The 16,502-nt window shown below is 69.7% G+C and carries 16 protein-coding genes; 8 read left to right on the top strand and 8 right to left on the bottom strand.

What is annotated here, in order from left to right:
- The 6 genes from ACFY2A_RS29820 to ACFY2A_RS29795 form a co-directional block, all read right to left on the bottom strand.
- On the bottom strand, window positions 1-1,715 hold a 1,715-nt coding region (locus ACFY2A_RS29820; RefSeq protein ID WP_387176575.1), incomplete at its 3' end, for a non-reducing end alpha-L-arabinofuranosidase family hydrolase.
- 676 nt (window positions 1,716-2,391) lie between these two features.
- Window positions 2,392-2,922: a peroxiredoxin-like family protein gene (locus ACFY2A_RS29815; RefSeq protein WP_387176573.1), complete on the bottom strand. Its 531-nt coding sequence runs from the start codon at window positions 2,920-2,922 to the stop codon at window positions 2,392-2,394.
- Window positions 2,923-2,946: 24 nt separating this feature from the next.
- A complete protein-coding gene (locus ACFY2A_RS29810; protein ID WP_387176571.1) occupies window positions 2,947-3,981 on the bottom strand; it encodes an NAD-dependent epimerase/dehydratase family protein in 1,035 nt (344 codons plus the stop codon).
- A 104-nt stretch (window positions 3,982-4,085) separates the two neighbouring features.
- Window positions 4,086-4,646: a TetR/AcrR family transcriptional regulator gene (locus ACFY2A_RS29805; RefSeq protein ID WP_387176570.1), complete on the bottom strand. Its 561-nt coding sequence runs from the start codon at window positions 4,644-4,646 to the stop codon at window positions 4,086-4,088.
- Between the two features lie 71 nt (window positions 4,647-4,717).
- Window positions 4,718-4,939: a ferredoxin gene (locus ACFY2A_RS29800; RefSeq protein ID WP_387176568.1), complete on the bottom strand. Its 222-nt coding sequence runs from the start codon at window positions 4,937-4,939 to the stop codon at window positions 4,718-4,720.
- Entirely contained in the window at window positions 4,936-6,141 is a 1,206-nt protein-coding gene (locus ACFY2A_RS29795) for a cytochrome P450 (RefSeq protein WP_387176566.1), read from the bottom strand. Before ACFY2A_RS29795 ends, ACFY2A_RS29800 begins: the two co-directional genes overlap by 4 nt.
- Window positions 6,142-6,329: 188 nt before the next feature.
- Between ACFY2A_RS29795 and ACFY2A_RS29790 the strand changes: the two genes are divergently transcribed.
- The 8 genes from ACFY2A_RS29790 (at window position 6,330) to ACFY2A_RS29755 (ending at window position 14,301) form a co-directional block, all read left to right on the top strand.
- A complete protein-coding gene (locus tag ACFY2A_RS29790) occupies window positions 6,330-7,115 on the top strand; it encodes a spermidine synthase (protein ID WP_387176564.1) in 786 nt (261 codons plus the stop codon).
- Window positions 7,116-7,229: 114 nt separating this feature from the next.
- A complete protein-coding gene (locus ACFY2A_RS29785) occupies window positions 7,230-7,940 on the top strand; it encodes an alpha/beta fold hydrolase (protein WP_387176562.1) in 711 nt (236 codons plus the stop codon).
- A gap of 90 nt (window positions 7,941-8,030) precedes the next feature.
- Window positions 8,031-8,582, top strand: coding sequence for a hypothetical protein (locus tag ACFY2A_RS29780; protein ID WP_363925626.1), 552 nt, complete (start codon window positions 8,031-8,033; stop codon window positions 8,580-8,582).
- Window positions 8,583-8,783: 201 nt separating this feature from the next.
- The gene (locus tag ACFY2A_RS29775; RefSeq protein ID WP_363925627.1) at window positions 8,784-8,969 is read left to right on the top strand and encodes a hypothetical protein; all 186 of its coding nucleotides are present in this window, start codon (window positions 8,784-8,786) and stop codon (window positions 8,967-8,969) included.
- A gap of 129 nt (window positions 8,970-9,098) precedes the next feature.
- Entirely contained in the window at window positions 9,099-10,886 is a 1,788-nt protein-coding gene (locus tag ACFY2A_RS29770) for a glycoside hydrolase family 15 protein (protein WP_387176560.1), read from the top strand.
- Between the two features lie 134 nt (window positions 10,887-11,020).
- On the top strand, window positions 11,021-11,800 hold the full coding sequence (locus ACFY2A_RS29765; protein WP_363925630.1) for an SDR family oxidoreductase: 780 nt from the start codon (window positions 11,021-11,023) through the stop codon (window positions 11,798-11,800).
- An 82-nt stretch (window positions 11,801-11,882) separates the two neighbouring features.
- The gene (locus ACFY2A_RS29760) at window positions 11,883-12,890 is read left to right on the top strand and encodes a PaaX family transcriptional regulator C-terminal domain-containing protein (protein ID WP_387176558.1); all 1,008 of its coding nucleotides are present in this window, start codon (window positions 11,883-11,885) and stop codon (window positions 12,888-12,890) included.
- 184 nt (window positions 12,891-13,074) lie between these two features.
- Window positions 13,075-14,301, top strand: coding sequence for a cellulose binding domain-containing protein (locus ACFY2A_RS29755; protein ID WP_387176556.1), 1,227 nt, complete (start codon window positions 13,075-13,077; stop codon window positions 14,299-14,301).
- Window positions 14,302-14,616: 315 nt separating this feature from the next.
- Here the strand turns inward: ACFY2A_RS29755 and ACFY2A_RS29750 are convergent, their stop codons facing one another.
- Together ACFY2A_RS29750 and ACFY2A_RS29745 are read right to left on the bottom strand one after the other, a co-directional pair.
- Window positions 14,617-15,282 carry a response regulator transcription factor gene (locus tag ACFY2A_RS29750; protein ID WP_363925633.1) on the bottom strand — a complete coding sequence of 222 codons (666 nt, stop codon included), beginning with the start codon at window positions 15,280-15,282 and terminating at the stop codon, window positions 14,617-14,619.
- Entirely contained in the window at window positions 15,279-16,454 is a 1,176-nt protein-coding gene (locus tag ACFY2A_RS29745; RefSeq protein WP_387176554.1) for a sensor histidine kinase, read from the bottom strand. Before ACFY2A_RS29745 ends, ACFY2A_RS29750 begins: the two co-directional genes overlap by 4 nt.
- Window positions 16,455-16,502: the final 48 nt, after the last annotated feature.

Here is a 16,502-nt window from a genome sequence, read left to right as displayed (position 1 = left end):
ATCGAACCCCACGTCGTGCCCGTGTCGTGCGTGGTCGCGTAGACCAGGTGCTGACCGTTGTACGGCGCGTGCGTGAAGTCCTTCAACGACACCCACCCCGACCGCGGCTGCGCCAACGCACCCGTCGACGACCACCGGTACGACGACGGCAGATTGCAGTTACCCGACGGCGGCGGCGTAGTCGGCGGCGTAGTGGTCGGTGGGGTGGTGGTCGGTGGGGTGGTGGGACCGCCGAGGGAGACGAGCCGGAACTGCTGGTTGCTCTGTCCGTGGCAGTCGTAGAGCTGAACCTGGGCTCCGTTGGAGGTGCTCCAGACATCGAGGCACCGTCCGGACTGGACGCCACTGATGGTGCCGTTGGAGTTGACGTTCCACTGCTGGTTGGTGCCGCTGTGGCAGGTGTAGATCTGGATGGCGGCGCCGTTGCCGGAGCCGCCAGCGTCCAGACACATGTCGCCGTAGACCCGCAGCTGCTTGTTGGCCGTGTAGGTCCAGGACTGGTTGGTCTGCTTGTTGCAGTCGTAGAGCTGGACCCGGGTGCCGTTGTCGCGGGAGGCGTTGGGTACGTCGATGCACCGGCCCGACTGGCTACCGACGATCTCGCTGGCGGAGTCGGAGGGCGGCGGCGTGGTGGGGGTGGGGGTGGGACCCGGCGTGGTGGGCGTGGGGGTGGGCCCGGGGCCGGCGCTGTTCAACGCGTCCAGCGTGGCCGTGTACGCCTGCTTCTTGTTGCCGTTGCCGTCAAAGAGCAGCGGGGTGCCGCTCGCCCGCCAGGAGTCGGTGTCCCGGACACCCCACACGGTGATGCCGTTGCAGCGGGGCACCGCGAGGCAGTCGTTGACCACGCTGCGGTAGGTGTTGGCCTGCGTGGTGCCGGAGCCTTCGATGTCCAGCTCGGTGATCTGCACGTCCACCCCGAGGGCGGCGAAGCTGGACAACGTGGTGCGGTAGTTGCTGTTGTACGCCGACTGGGCGTTGAAGTGCGACTGGAACCCGACGCAGTCGATCGGCACGCCGCGCTGCTTGAAGTCCTGCACCATCCGGTAGACCGCCTGGGTCTTGGCCCAGGTCCAGTTGTCGGTGTTGTAGTCGTTGTAGCAGAGCTTGGCCTCCGGGTCGGCCGCCCGGGCGGCCCGGAACGCGGCCTCGATCCAGTCGTTGCCGGTACGCTGCAGGTTCGAATCCCGCCGCGCGCCGCTGTTGCCGTCCTCGAACGCCTCGTTCACCACGTCCCACGAGTCGATCTTGCCGCGGTAGTACGACGCGACCCGGGTGACGTGGTTGAGCATCGCGTTACGCAACGCGGTGCCCGACATGTTCCGCATCCACTCGGGCTGCTGCGAGTGCCAGGCCAGGGTGTGACCCCGCACCTTCCAACCCCGGGACAGGGCGTGGTTGACGATCCGGTCCGCGTTGCCGAACGTGAAGTTGTTCTGCTGCGGCTCGGTCGCGTCGATCTTCATTTCGTTCTCGGCGGTGACGCTGTTGAACTCGCGGTTCAGGATCGTCGTGTACGCGCCGTCGTTTAGCTTGTTCGCCGCTACCGCGGCACCGAAGTACCGGCCAGACTGGGCCGCAGCCGCACCGAGGGTGGTCTCGGCGGCGTGGGCGAGACTGGGCAGCAACGACACGACGAGGGCCGCAACTATCGCCGCAGTTCCGGAGACGGAGAGCGTTCGAAGTCGACGCCCGGAGGGACGGATCCGGGAGATCATGTTGATCCTCCAGTGATGGGATAGGAAAACTTGGTCGCTGTTCGGGGGAGGCTCCGCTCGGACGGCGGGCAACCACGACGCTGAGGCCGCCGGCCGGGCCGGGACTCACATCCGACATCCGCCCGGAGGCGAGTCGGCTCTGGCCACCTGGCCAGCAGGTGGAGGGTTGCGATGAGTGGGCCAGGTCGGCCGCCGGGCGGTGGTGGCGGGCGTTGAGCTTCAGGTGGTGGACGTGGTGACCTGGCAGGTGGGCCTGGTGTTCGAGTGCGGCACCTCCAGGGCTGGGCGGTCATGTTAGCGATCACATCGATCGATGGCTCTCAGGCTGGCAGATATATCCACGGTTTTCAACCGGTAGTTTCGGCCATCGACCGGTAGTTTTTCGGCCGGTGTTCGGCCTCTGGGGAGGCGGCGCGGCTGGCGGTGTGGCATCCAGGTCCCGGGCGCGGCCCAGCTCATCGCCACGACGGACGAACAGGTCGGCGGGTGGCCACGGATCGGAAGTCCAGTGGCTAGGGGCCCCTACGGCGCGCGCCCAAGCAGTAGATATAGCCGACCAGCTATATGTATTGCGCTATCTGGGGCGCACGCCGGCCACGACGGCGACCCGTGTTCGCAGGAAATCAGGCCGATTCGGGCATCGAGGCAGGTACCTCGGCGAGCGAATGGAACGCATTCAAGGGCGGTGGGCGAGGTGGAGAAGGTCGTCGACGCTCCATTGATCATCGGCGTGGTGGCCGTACTTCTGGGCGAGGACCCGGCCATCGGTGCCGATGAGGAAGTCGGCGGGCAGGCCGAGGGCGGTCTCTCCGCGCCCGGGGGGTGCGGCATCGCCGCCGGCCACGCCGCGCAGGGCCGCGATCCAGGTGCGTGGGTGCAGCACGGCCCACGGTGAGGCTTCGACGCCGAAGCGGGCGTAAAGGCGGCGACCTGGATCGGCGACGGCGGCGAAGGGTAGGTCGCCCTGGTACGGACGCATGGCGGCGGCGGTGGAGTGGAAGACGGCGACCTCGCGGACGCCAGCGGCGACTATTTCATCATGTCGGCGGGCGATGGAGCGCAGGTGCAGGTTGCAGATGGGGCAGCCGGCGAAGCGACGGAATTGCAGGTGGACAAGATGGTCCGGGTCGGGAATCTGCACCCGTTGCCCGGTTATGGCGGTGAGGTCGAGTAGGCCGACGGACTGTCCGTTGCGGAATCTTGCCATGGCGGGTGTCGTGTCCTTCGTCGCTTACGCGGGTTGGGCGAGGCGGGGCCAGGGGTAGCCGGCGGCTTCGGCTTCGGCGAGGGATTCGCGGACGGCGTTCCGCCAGTCCGCGCGCGGGGTGTAGCCGAGTTTGCGGGCGGCGTGGTCGGAGGGGCAGTCCCAGTCTTCGGAGACGTGCACCAGGGAGCGGGTCAGGAAGGGTTCGGAGCCGGGCAGGACGGGGTGCAGCTTCTCCATCAGCCAGGCGAAGGCGTAGCCGGCGGGGTATGGGACGCTGAACCAGGGGCGCGGAGAGCCGGTCTCGTCGGCGATGAACCCGATGACTTCGCGGGCGGTGGGCGAGGTCGGGCCGCAGATGTTGAACGACTCGTAGTCGTCGAGCCCGTCAGCGGTCGCGGCCAGCGCGAACGCCTCGCCCAGATCACTGCCGCCGACGAGTGCGAGGCGGGCATGGCCGCCGGCGAGCCACGGTACGAGACGGGTGCGTAGCCGGGGCACGAGCGCCGGCACCATACCGAGGGCGTTGCCGGCGCCGACGAAATGCCCGAGGCGCATGGTGACCATCTGAGTGCGGCCGTCGCTGCGGCGGCGCATGTGGTCGTCGAGGTCGATGAGCCGATCGAGGTGGGGCCAGAAGCCGGTGCGGCGGGTCGGGGCGAAGTCGTCGATCGGGCCGCCGTCGGCGGGGCGCCCGGCGATCGCGATCGTGCTGGTCTGGATGAAGCGGTGGACGCCCCGCTCGATCGCCTGGTCGATGAGGTCCCGATTGGGCTCGAAGAACTGGCGGCGCTCCAGATCGGCGTGGCCCCAGAAGGCACCCCAGGTGCCGGCGTGGCAGACGACGTCGACGGCGTCGACGACCGCCTTGCGATATTCGGGGTCGCGCAGGTCGCCGACCCTGGTCTCGCCGGTGAAGGCTGCGGGGAGCCGGTCGGGCGTGCGGCAGGCGGCGATGAGGGTGACGTTGGGGCGCGCGGCCAGCGCGGCGAGGATGTTGCGGCCGAGGAATCCGGTGGCACCGGTGACCAGAATTCGTGTTTGGCGCGGTTGAGGGCTCATGCCCTCGCCCTCGGATCGATGTCCATCCGGGCCAGTGTCAGGGTGCCGGTCGGGCCGGGCAGGAGGACGGTCACGGTTACTCCTTGCTGTCGTGGAGCGGCGGGTTACAGGGTTTGGATCCAGCCGGTGAGCCTGGCGGTCTCGCGGTCGACGTGCTCGGGGTCGCCGAGGCTGTGGGCGATCAGCGACACGCCCTGGAGTGCGGACAGCAGATGCAGGGCCAGGTCGGCGGCGTCGGCGTCGCGACCGAGCGCGCGGAACTGCTCCTCCAGCCAGCCAAGCAACTCGGTGAAGATGGCGCCGCTCTGCACGGCCAGCGGACCGCCGGTTTTGTGCAGCTCGGCACAGAGGGTGCCGACCGGGCAGCCGCTGCGGGCCAGCACCGCGCGGTTGTCGGCCGTCATCTGCACGAACGCCGCCAGTCGTGACCGCGCGTCACCGCTCTGATTCCACTGTTTACGCAGCGCGGCGTACTGCCCAGCGTGTTGGGCGACGAGGGCTTCGCCGATGGCTTCCTTGGTCTTGAAGTAGTAGTAGACGTTGCCCAGCGGCACCCCGGCCGCGCCGGCGATGTCCGCGAGCGTGGTCCGGGCGAAGCCCTGCTCGTGCACGAGCCGGACGGCGGCGTCGATCAGCCGGCTGCGTTTGTCGGGTTGGCGGTTCACTACGTCTCTCCCTTCCTCAGTCAGTTAGCTAACTTACTGAGGAAGGGAGAGACGGTCAAGCGTCCGTCGCGTCAGGTCGGCGCGATCACGGTGCCGTCGTCGTCGCGTACGGCGATCGCCTCGACCGGGCATGACTCCGCGGCGTCGATCGCCGCCTCGGTCGGCTCGACGGCGGCCGAGACCGGGGTGGCCACCCCCGACTCCATCCGGAAGTGCGCCGGTGCCATGCCGACGCAGCTGCCCGAGCCGATGCAACGCTCTGCGTCGACCTGGATCCGCCAGGCGGTGCTCACCAGGTCACCGGCATCCGGGCCAGACCTCGGACGACCATTCCGCTCTTCCAGGTCAGCTCCGACTCGGGCACGGCGATCCGCAGCTCGGGTAACCGGGCGACCAGGGTGCCGATCCCGACCTGTAGCTCCATCCGGGCGAGCTGGGCGCCCAGGCAGTGGTGCACACCGTGCCCGAATCCGATGTGTGGATTGGTCTCGCGACCGAGATCGAGTCGATCGGGGTCGGCGAACACGGTCTCGTCCCGGTTCGCCGAGGAGAGAGAGCCGATCACCGGCTCCCCGGCCCGCACCAGCATCCCGCCGACCTCGATGTCCTCGGTGGCGTAACGGGCGAACGCGGAGGCCACCCCGAGCGGGACGTACCGCATCAGCTCCTCGATCGCGGTCGGTAGCCGGGCCGGCTCGGCCCGCAGCCAGGCCAGCTGGTCCGGGTGGGTGAGCAGGACATACGCGAAGTTGGGCAGTTGGGTGACGGTGGTCTCGTGGCCGGCGGCGAGCAGCCCGGCGGCAAGCTGCACGATCTCCTGCTCGGTGAACCGGTCCTGGTGCTCGTCGCGCGCCCGCACCATCGCACAGATCAGGTCGTCGGTGGGCTCCCGACGCCGCTGCTGGACGAGTTCGCCGATGTAGCCGTACAGGTTGTCGAGGTACTGGTGAATCTGTTCGGGCGACAGCGAGGTGGTCGAGACGATCGCCTCCGACCAGACGTGGAACAGGTGCCGGTCGGCGAAGGGCACCCCGAGCAGCTCGCAGATCACCTGGATCGGCAGCGGGGTGGCGAAGTGCTCGACCAGGTCGGCCGGTGGCCCGGCCGTCACCATGGCATCGATCAGTTCGTCGGCGATCTGCCGGGTCCGTGGCCGGAGCTGCTCGACCCGGCGGGCGGTGAACGCCTTGGCGACCAGTCGTCGCAACCGGGTGTGCTCCGGCGGATCCATGGACAGGATGCCGCCCTCGATCTGCCTCGGGGTGAGCCGCGGCTCGTCCCGGCCGACGCTGGCCGCCCGACTGAACCTCGCGTCACCGAGGACCATCCGCACGTCGGCGTACCGGGTGGCGAGCCACGCCTCCTCGCCGAACGGCAGTCGTACCCGGGTGAGCGGCTGGACGCGCCGCAGCTCGGCATAGAGGGGGTCGAGGTTGAGCCGGTCCGGAGGGCTGAACGGGTACGGCCGCGCGGTGACCCTGGTGACGTCTGGCATTGGTCAACCCCCAAAGCAGACCGAATCACCCGCAAACCAACCGGATGATCGACTCATCGTGACGTATCGATGGCCGATCGTAGTGGGGAATGTGGATCCGTACCAGTGCGCGACGTCGTGAGGTCAGCCGACCCGGGGCGTCCACCCAGCCTCGGTGGCCTGCGGGGTGCCCACTAGCCTGGGTGTGCATGGAGGCCGACGAGCGCCTTGAACTGGCCGTCGATCCGGCCCGGCCGACCGGGCGCACGCTGCTCGCCGGCGGTGTCGAGCAGTCGTACGTCGATGTCGCCGATCCCACGTACCTGCACTTCGAGTACGTCCGCCGGATGGCCGCCGTGATCGATCTCGCCGCGCCGGCCGGTGATCCGCTGGAGGCGCTGCATCTCGGCGGCGGCGCGCTGACGCTGCCGCGCTATGTCGCCGCAACTCGGCCCGGCTCGGCGCAACTGGTGGTGGAGCGGGATCCTGCTGTGGTCGAGTTGGTGGCACGCGCCCTGCCGCCGCGCCCGCCCGGTGTCGAGATCCAGGTCGCCGACGCTCAGGAGGCGGTTGCCGCCGCTGCGGCAGCAGCGTACGACCTGGTGCTCGCCGACATCTACCGGGCGGCCCGGATGCCGCCGCACGTGGCCACCGTGGCCTTCGCCGCCCAGGTGGCCCGGGCGCTGCGGCCCGACGGCATCTACCTGGTCAACGTCACCGACCTGCCGCCGCTGTTCTTCACCCGGGTGCAGGCGGCCACCCTGCGGGCGGTCTTCGCCGACGTCTGCGTGGTCGCCGACCGGCGGATGTTGCGCGGCCGCCGGTACGGCAACGTGGTGCTCGCCGCGGCGGCCCGCCCGCACCGACTGCCCGTTGCGCGCCTGGTCGTACGGGCGCTGCGCGATTCACTACCCGGCGGCGTGCTGCACGGGCCGGCCCTCGACACGTTCGTCGCCGGTGCCCGGCCGTACACCGACACCGAGCGTGGGTCCTGACCGCCCGCTGAGCCACCTGACGGTTCACCGGTTTCACCCTCGCCTGACGGGTATCCAGGGCGCACCGTCGAGGCCGGCGGTGGACAACGTCACGGAGTGAGGGAGCGCAACGTCATGCCCGATTCTCAGCCCACCATCGTCCTGGTGCACGGCGCGTTCGCCGAGTCGGCGAGTTGGAACGGCGTGATCGAGCGGCTGGGTGCCGCCTACGACGTGGTGGCCGCCGCCAACCCGCTGCGGGGGGTCGCGGGCGACGCGGCGTACGTGCGGGACGTGATACGGGGGATCGGCGGGCCGGTCGTTCTCGTCGGCCACTCGTACGGCGGAATGGTGATCACGCAGGCGGCGGCCGACGAGTCATCGGTGCGAGCCCTCGTGTACGTCAACGCCTTCGCCCCGGACACCGGTGAATCGGCGCTGTCGCTGTCCGGGAAGTTCCCCGGCAGCACGCTCGCCGACACGCTGGTGCAGTACCCGCTGTCGAGCGGCGGTAACGAGGTGGCGATCGGCCAGGACGCCTACCACGCGCAGTTCGCCGCCGACGTGTCGTCCGACCTGACCGCGCTCATGGCCCGGACCCAGCGACCGATCACCGAACAGGCGCTGAGCGACGGGCTCTCCGGCGCCCCCGCCTGGCGATCGCTGCCCAGCTGGTTCGTGTTCGGCGACGCCGACCTGAACATCCCGGTCGCCGCGCACCGGTTCATGGCCGAGCGGGCCGAACCACGGGGCCAGCGGGAGATCGTCGGCGGCTCGCACGCGATGGCGGCGGCCCAGCCGGGTGAGATCGCCGAGACGATAATCGAGGCGGTTCGCGGGTCGTGAGCCGCCGTGGCGGCTGTCGCTCCTGGCTGTCTGGTGCCGACGATCCCGGCACCGGTGAGTACCGGGCGTGGCCACGGGTACCCAGCGGGCATGGCGCGGTACACGAAGCCCGAGCTGCGGGAACAGATCAAGGAAGAGATCAAGGCGTCCGACCGGGGCGGCCGTCCGGGACAGTGGTCGGCGCGCAAGTCGCAGCTGCTCACCAAGGAGTACCAGAAACGCGGCGGCGGCTATCAAGGCCAGAAGGACGAGCGGCAGAAGTCCCTGCAGCAATGGGGCGACCAGAAGTGGCGGACCAGACAGGGCGGCACTCGGGCGCGACACGACGGCGAAACCGACCGTTACCTGCCCGACCAGGCATGGAACCAGCTCTCTGCGGAGCAGCGACGCGCGACCGACGCGAAGAAGCGGAACGCGTCGAAGTCCGGCAAGCAGTACGTCGCCAACACCGGCCCAGCCAAGCGCGCGCGCCGGAACGCCGCGTCGTCCGTGTCGCTCACCGACCTACCGGTCGCCGAGGCGACCCGGCACGTCCGCGACCTCGACACCGGTCAGCTCAGGGCGGCGCTTCGCGAAGAACGCGCAGGAAAGGGCCGCAAGACGCTCATCCAACGCCTGGAGTCGGCACTCGACCGTCGCTGACCGGGCCAGCGAGCAGGTGGGTCGGTTCGGATCCGTCCAGGGGTATCGCGGACGCCGCAGGCGGGTACTGTCGGTATCGGCGGACAGTCGTCCGCGACCGGGACGCCGCCGTCAGGCTGGTAACGAACGTCGGATGTCACGACGTCACCCGGCGGTTGATCTCGCGCAGCAGGTGCGCTCCGCTCCTCAAGAAGGATTTGCATGGCATCGAACGGCAAGCCCGGTTCGGCGTTGTTTCTCGCCGCACCCACCCTCGACGAGTCCGACGATTCGGGTACCCGGGTCGACGGCAGTGAAGAAGCGATGCGGCGGCTCCGCCACCCGTTCGCAGTAGGCTCGCCCCCGGCACGAGGGCGCACGGAGACCCCGGGCGAGCAGCGCCGCTGATCGCCTTCGCCGGCGACCACGTGCCGCACCGGCGGCCCTGGCCCGGTTTCGCCGGCTCCTGCTTGTGGGAATGCTTCTGCCGGTCGCGGCGGATGGCGTAGGGGGCATCGCTGCGGGTACGCGCGGGGCGTGGCTGTGATCAGTGACTATGCGCTGCTCGGCGACTGCCAGGGCGCCGCATTGGTTTCCTCGGACGGTTCCGTGGACTGGTGGTGTCCGCCGAGATTCGACGCGCCGAGCGTTTTCGCGCGTCTGCTCGGCGCCACCGGTGGCCACTGGTCGATTCGGCCGCTCGCGCCGTACACGACCGTTCGTCAGTACCTCGACGGGACGATGGTGCTCCGTACGGAGTTCCACACCCGGGACGGCTTGCTGCGCCTGACGGATGCCCTCGGTCTCGGCTTCGGAGAACGCGGTCACGGGATCGGCTTCGCCGCCCCGCACGTCCTGCTGCGGCAGATCGAGACAGTCGCCGGCACGGTGGAGGTGGCGATCGAGGTCGCGGCCCGGCCGGAGTACGGGCTGACGAGTCCTTCGATTGCCGAGACGCCGGCGGGGATCGAGATATCCGGAGGCACCGACCGGCTGGTGCTTACCAGCGACCGTGAAATGGCCATCGACGGTCCAGTGGTGACCGGGCGGTTCACTCTCGCCGAGGGCGACAGCGCGATGCTCGCGCTGCACCACCGCCGCGTCGCCAACCAGCAGATCGTGCCGCTGGACGGGCGCGCGGCACTACGCGACACCATCGCCGCCTGGCAGTCGTGGGATCGCATTCACCAGGGCTATCAGGGGCCCTACCGGGAGCAGGTCCGGCGTAGCGCCCTGGTGTTGCAGGCGTTGACCTACCAGCCGACCGGTGCGGTGATCGCTGCGGCCACCACCTCGCTGCCGGAGAAGGTCGGCGGCGCGGCGAACTGGGATTACCGGTTCGCCTGGTTGCGAGACGGCAGTTTCACCCTCAAGGCGCTGTGGGTCGCCGCCTGTCCGGACGAGGCGCGCAGGTTCTTCGACTGGATGGCTGTGTCGATGGGATCGGTCAGCGGGGCCGACCATGTGCCGATCATGTTCGGCGCTGGCGGCGAGCGTGACCTGACCGAGCACACCCTGGAGCACCTGGAGGGTCACCGCGGCAGCCGGCCGGTGCGGATCGGTAACGACGCCTGGCAGCAGAAGCAGCTCGACGTCCTCGGCGAGGTGCTGGAATGTGCGTGGGTCCTGCGGGACCAGGTGGCGGGTTTCTCGCCCGCTGCCGCAGACCTGCTTCGATCACTGGCTGACCGGGCCGCCGACACGTGGCGGCAGCCGGATGCCGGCATCTGGGAAGGGCGCGAGGGAGAGCGGCACTACCTGACCTCGAAGCTGTCGTGCTGGGTGGCCCTGGACCGGGCCGTCAAGCTGGCCCGGGCCCTCGACGCCGAGGCAGCGGTGCCGCGGTGGTCGAAGGCCAGGGAGGAGGTACGCGCAGCGATCCTCAACGAGGGTTGGCACCCGTCGAGCGGGGCGTTCACCGGCGCGTTCGGCTCCGATCACCTCGATGCCAGCGTGCTCGGCATGCCGATCCTCGGGTTTCTTCCCGGCGACGACGAGCGGGTCCTCGCCACGGTGCACGCCATCGAACGCGACCTGACCCGGGACGGTCTTGTGCAGCGCTGGACGGGAGCGGGCGACGAGGGTGCCTTCATCACCTGCTCGTACTGGTTGGTCGAGGCGCTGGCTCTGGCCGGGCGGATCGACGAGGCCCGGCGAATCTTCGAAAGCGTGACCGCCCGGGCAAACGATCTCGGCCTGCTGTCGGAGGAGATCGACCGCAGCGACGGCAGCCAGATCGGGAACTTCCCCCAGGCGCTTTCCCACATCGGCCTCATCAACGCCGCCTGGGTCATCGACCAGGTGGAGGCCGGAAGCGGACGGTAAGGCGCACTGCGACCGGACGCGGGCCCGGGTACCCGCCCGCTGCTTTCGTGCCGCCGCGTCCGGGTCCGATCCCGTTCGGTTAGGACCGGGGCAGGCGGGTAAGCCGCGACCCGGCAGCGATGGAGGGAGCCCTGATGACCGGACGGCTGGCGGGCAGGACCGCTCTGATCACCGGCTCGGACTCGGGAATCGGACAAGCCACCGCGATCGAGTTCGGCCGCGAGGGCGCCGACGTCGTGGTGCACTACCTGCACGATCACGCGGGCGCGAAGCACACGAAGGCCGAGATCGAGAAGGCCGGTCGGCGGGCCGTTGTGGTGCAGGGCGACATCAGCGTCGAGCATCAGGTCGAGGCGATGTTCGACGAGGCCCTTTCGAAGTTCGACCGGCTGGACATCCTGATGAACGACGCGGGCGTGGACGCCTCCGGCATTCCGGTGGCCGACCTGGACACCGAGACCTGGGACCGGGCGATCCGGACCAACCTGTACGGGATGTTCTTCTGCTGTCGGCGGTTCATCCGCCACCGCCGCGACCAGGGCGGACAAGGCAAGATCATCAACATCACCTCGATCCACCAGGAGGTGGCCCGGGCCGGTGGCTCCGACTATGACGCCAGCAAGGGCGGCATGCTCGAGTTGGCCAAGAGCATCGCCCTGGAGGTCGCCCCGATGCACATGAACGTGAACAACATCGGCCCGGGCATGGTGCTCACCCCGTTCAACCAGCAGGCGATCGACGACCCGAAGTTCCTGGAGGAGCAGGTGCAGTCGATCCCGTGGAAGCGGGCCGCGCAGCCGGAGGAGATCGCCAAGCTGGCCGTCTTCCTGGCCAGCGACGACGCCGACTACGTGACGGGGTCGACGTACTTCATGGACGGCGGACTGATGCAGAACCAGGGACAGGGCGCGTAGCCGTCACGGCCGTCGGCACTCGGCACCGTTGACGTCCCGGTGTGCCCCTTCCCCCGGAAGCGTCAGGTGCCAGGCTGATGAGGTGAACGCCCAGGAACCCGCCGACGACGTCCGAATTCCCCGGGCCCAGATCGGTTCCAGTCCGCAACATCTGCTGACGACCCTGCTCGGCGAGTATCTCGACTCCTCGGAGGCCGATCTGCCGTCGACGGCGGTCATCGCGATACTGCGCGAGTTCGGGGTGAGCGAGTCCAGCGCCCGTGCGGCGTTGTCCCGGTTGGTCAAGCGTGGTCTCATCGCGACGCGGGGCAACGGAAGGCCGCCGGTCTATCACCTCACCTCGCAGGCGATCGCCAAGCATCGCTCCCGGATGCAGCACTTCCTGAACTTCGGTGCCCATCCGCCGCACTGGACCGGCGAATGGGTGATGGTCTCCTTCTCGATCCCAAGCTCCGGCCAGGCGGCTCGTCATGCGGTGCGCAAGTCGCTGAGTTCACTGCGGTTCGTGGGCCTGTACGACAGCGTGTGGATCCGGCCGGGACGCGAGGCCGCGCCGGTGCGGGATGCGCTGAGTCAACTGCTGCACCCCGTCGAGGGTGCTCGGTGGTCGATCATGCACGTGCGCTTCGACGAGGAGGCAGGACCCCACGGCCCGGCCTCGGCGTACGACCTGACCGCACTCGCCGCTGCCTACACGGCCTTCATCGAGCAGTACGCGGAACTGCGGGTAGCCGCCCGTAACGGTGAGGTGGACGCGGCCAGGGCGCTGGTTGCCCGGACCTCCGCCATGGACTCCTGGCGCAAGTTCCCGGACACCGATCCGGATCTGCCCCACCATCTGCTGCCCAGGCCCTGGCCTCGCCAGCAGGCCAGAGAGACCTTCCTCGACATCCATTCCGCGCTCGGTGCGCTCGCACAGGCGCGTCTGGTCCAGGTGGCGACACCGTACTGGCCGGACGCCGCCTCGTGGATCACACATTTCCGGGCCTCGCACGACCCGGCCCGGCCGGAGCCGACCGGCGGAAGTACGGCGGCTCACTCCCTGCCGGCCGACGGCGGCCCGGGTCCGGCAGGTCGGACATTGCATTGACACTTTTCGTTGCGGGAGTGATAGTAACTGCACACAGCTCCCATCGGATCGCCTGTGGGGACCGCGGCCGGGCGGTCCGCGCGCTCCGACCCGTGGCCAGCGCTGGCCGCCCTGGTCGGGGCGCGAATGAACCACCGCCACCGCCACCGCGGGGAGTGCCGTCCCGACATCCGTTGGAGGGTGTATGAGCAGGAGATCAAAGATCTACGCGGGCGTCGTGGCCGCGATCGTCCCGGCCACCGCCGTGATCGTGGCGCTCGGCGCGTCACCGGCCGGTGCCGCGGTCGGCGGTTCCGGTCCTTATCCCGCCGACTACGAGACCTCGGCGGGCCTGGCCAATCACACCATCTTCCGGCCCCAGACGCTTCCGGCCGAGCGCCTTCCCATCCTGGTCTGGGGCAACGGCGGTTGCTCGGCCAACGGCCTGTCGCAGGGCAACTTCCTCCGCGAGATCGCCTCCCACGGCTTCCTCGCCATCGCCAACGGTGCCCCGAACGGATCCGGCTCCACCACCTCCCAGATGCTCACCCAGTCCATCGACTGGGCGGTCGCGGAGAACTCCCGGCAGGGCAGCAAGTACTACGGCAAACTCGACACGTCCAAGATCGCGGTAGCGGGCTTCTCCTGCGGAGGGCTGGAGGCCTACGCCGTCTCGAACGACCCGCGCGTCACCACGACCGGTATCTTCAGCAGCGGCTTGTTGAACGATGCCGACGACTACCAGCTCCGGAGACTGACCAAGCCGATCGCGTACTTCATCGGCGGGCCCAGCGACATCGCCTACCCGAACGCCATCGACGACTGGGGCAAGCTGCCGGCCGGGCTGCCCGCCTTCATGGGCAACCTGAACGTGGGGCACGGCGGCACCTACGACCAGCCCAACGGGGGCGAGTTCGGCCGGGTCGCGGTGCTCTACCTCAAATGGCGGCTGAAGGGCGACACCACCGCCGGCACCAACTTCGTCGGCACCAACTGTGGCCTGTGCCGCAGCCAGTGGAGCGTCCAGCAGAAGAACCTGACCCTCGACGGTGATCCGCCGCCCACCACGCCGCCGCCCACCACGCCGCCGCCCACCACCCCGCCCAGCACTCCGCCGACCACGCCACCCGGCGGCACCCCGGTCTGTACCGCCGTCTACGCGGTGCAGGACCAGTGGAACGGTGGATTCGTGGCAAACGTCAACGTCACCGCGGGAAGCGTTGCACTCACCGGTTGGCGAGTCACCCTCATCCTGCCGAACGGAGCGTCGGTCAGCTCGATGTGGAACGGGGTGAACAGCGGTACCAGCGGCACCATCACCGTCGCGAACCAGAGCTACAACGGACGACTGGCCGCCGGTCAGTCCACCAGTTTCGGATTCCAGGGCACCGGTAACGGCAGCGGAGCCACTGCCACCTGCACGGGCGCTTGAGTCCCGGCAACACGGTCGAACAGGCCACTCGACGGGCCGGTACCCCGGTACCGGCCCGTCGAGGTTGTCACCACCTGTCGACGCTTTCGCCGCCGCGCCCGTCTGACCCGACTCCGGCGGTCGCGGCACAGGTCCGGCGCAGCCGGTTCAGAGCCCGCGGGCCTGCCGGGCCAGGGACCTGCCGACGAGGGCGATCGAGACCAGGGCGGCCCCGGCGAGCAGCAGCAGATAGGGGAGCGCGGACGAGAACCGAGCGGGGGAGGGCTCACAACGATCGACATTGTCGAGTGTCGGTCTGCCGATCGGGGTTTGCAGTCAGGGCAGCCAGCCGGGGCGGACCAGCCCGGCCTCGTACGCGAACACCACCAGCTGGGCGCGGTCCCGGGCACCGAGTTTGACCATCGCCCGGGACACGTGCGTCTTGGCGGTGGCCGGACTGACCACCAGCCGCCCGGCGATCTCGTCGTTGGACAGCCCGGTGCCGACCAGAGCCACCACCTCCCGTTCCCGCTCGGTCAGCTCAGCCAACCGCCGAGGTGCGGCCGGCGTGGCGGTACCGGCGGCGAACTGCTCGATCACCCGCCGGGTCACACTCGGCGACAGCAGCCCGTCACCGGCGGCCACCACCCGTACCCCCTGGATCAGCTCGGCCGGTTGGGTGTTCTTCACCAGGAACCCGGCGGCACCGGCACGCAACGCCTCACCGACGTACTCGTCCAACTCGAACGTGGTGAGTACGACGATCCGTACCCCGGACAGCTCCGGGTCGGCGGTGATCTGCCGGGTGGCGGCCAACCCGTCCACATCGGGCATCCGGATGTCCATCAGGACCACGTCCGGTACGGTCTGCCGGGTCAGCCGGACCGCCTGTGCACCGTCGCCGGCCTCGCCGACGACGCTGATGTCCGGCTCGGCGTCCAGCAGCGCGCGAAAGCCGGCCCGGACCAGCACCTGGTCGTCGACGAGCAGAACCCGGATCACGATGTCGCCTCCCGCGTCTGGTCGCGCCCCAGCGGCAGGGTGGCACGCACCCGCCAGCCGCCGCTGCCGTCCGGCGCTGGCCCGGCGGTCAGCTCACCGCCCAATGCGGCAGCTCGCTCCCGCATCCCCGTGATGCCGTTCCCAGCCGGGGCCGACCCCGGCTGCCGCACACCGCCACCATCGTCGTCGACCTCGACCACCAACGCATCCTGCCGATACCCGATGGTGACGGTGGCGGCGGCTCCCGTACCGGCGTGCCGACGGATGTTGGTCAGCCCCTCCTGCACGATGCGGTACGCCGCCCGGTCCACCGCCGCGGGCAGCGGCCGGACCGTACCGTCGATCACCGTCCGGGTCGGCAGTGCGGCGTCGTCGGTCAGCTCGGCGAGCCGGTCCAGCCCGGGCGCGGGGGCTCGCGGGGCGGCCTCGCCAGCCGGGTAGAGCGTGTTGAGCACCGCCTGGACCTCGCGCAGTGCCTCCGCGCTGGACTGCGCTATCGCGTCGAGCGCCGCCCGCGCCTGCTCCGGGTCGCGATCCATCAGGTGCAGACCGACGCCGGCCCGCATGTTGATCAGCGAAAGGTGGTGACCGAGTACGTCGTGCAGTTCGGCGGCGATCAGCAGCCGCTGCTCGCTGGCTCGGCGGCGTTGCCGCTCCTCGGACAGCCGGCGCTGCTCCGCGATGCCGTTGTGCACCTCGGCCGCGACCAGGATGCCGATCTCGGTGACCAGGCCGGCACCGGCGACCAGCGCCAACGCCGCCAAGGCCTGGTTCAGGGTTGCGCTGCTGACCAGCACCCAGGTGGCGTACGACCCGGCGGACGCCGCCGCCACCAGCCAACGGTGGCCGGCGGCCATCGCCACCGCCGCGCCGATCATGGGCGCCAGCAGACTCACCCCGACCGGCCGATCCAGCAGGTGGTACGCCAGGGTGGCGGCGACCACGATCAGGAAGTTCCGCCTCGGGAACCGGTGCCGGTCGGCCAGCGCCAGCCCACTGAACACCAGCAGCACGTACCCGATGATCCCGACGTCGGCGTCCTGCCAACCGGCGATGATCGCGGTGCCGACCGGCTGCGCGAGCGCGGTCAGCACCGCCAGGCCCGGGCCGGGCCGCGACGTCGGCCGCCCGCCGGGGGATGCCACGTCGGCTTCGGGGCTCGACCGGCTCATGCTCGCACTGTAGGCCGATCGGCGTCGATCTCGGCAGCCCCGACGGTG

Source organism: Micromonospora sp. NPDC000442, from assembly GCF_042898635.1.
Taxonomy (GTDB): Bacteria; Actinomycetota; Actinomycetes; order Mycobacteriales; family Micromonosporaceae; genus Micromonospora.
This window is presented reverse-complemented; position numbering and strand designations above follow the sequence as displayed.

Coding starts and splice junctions, on each gene's coding strand:
- ACFY2A_RS29815 (WP_387176573.1), bottom strand. CDS start 2,922: ATGGCAAGATTCCGCAACGGACAGTCCGTCGGCCTACTCGACCTCACC.
- ACFY2A_RS29810 (WP_387176571.1), bottom strand. CDS start 3,981: ATGAGCCCTCAACCGCGCCAAACACGAATTCTGGTCACCGGTGCCACC.
- ACFY2A_RS29795 (WP_387176566.1), bottom strand. CDS start 6,141: ATGCCAGACGTCACCAGGGTCACCGCGCGGCCGTACCCGTTCAGCCCT.
- ACFY2A_RS29790 (WP_387176564.1), top strand. CDS start 6,330: ATGGAGGCCGACGAGCGCCTTGAACTGGCCGTCGATCCGGCCCGGCCG.
- ACFY2A_RS29785 (WP_387176562.1), top strand. CDS start 7,230: ATGCCCGATTCTCAGCCCACCATCGTCCTGGTGCACGGCGCGTTCGCC.
- ACFY2A_RS29780 (WP_363925626.1), top strand. CDS start 8,031: ATGGCGCGGTACACGAAGCCCGAGCTGCGGGAACAGATCAAGGAAGAG.
- ACFY2A_RS29775 (WP_363925627.1), top strand. CDS start 8,784: ATGGCATCGAACGGCAAGCCCGGTTCGGCGTTGTTTCTCGCCGCACCC.
- ACFY2A_RS29765 (WP_363925630.1), top strand. CDS start 11,021: ATGACCGGACGGCTGGCGGGCAGGACCGCTCTGATCACCGGCTCGGAC.
- ACFY2A_RS29755 (WP_387176556.1), top strand. CDS start 13,075: ATGAGCAGGAGATCAAAGATCTACGCGGGCGTCGTGGCCGCGATCGTC.
- ACFY2A_RS29745 (WP_387176554.1), bottom strand. CDS start 16,454: ATGAGCCGGTCGAGCCCCGAAGCCGACGTGGCATCCCCCGGCGGGCGG.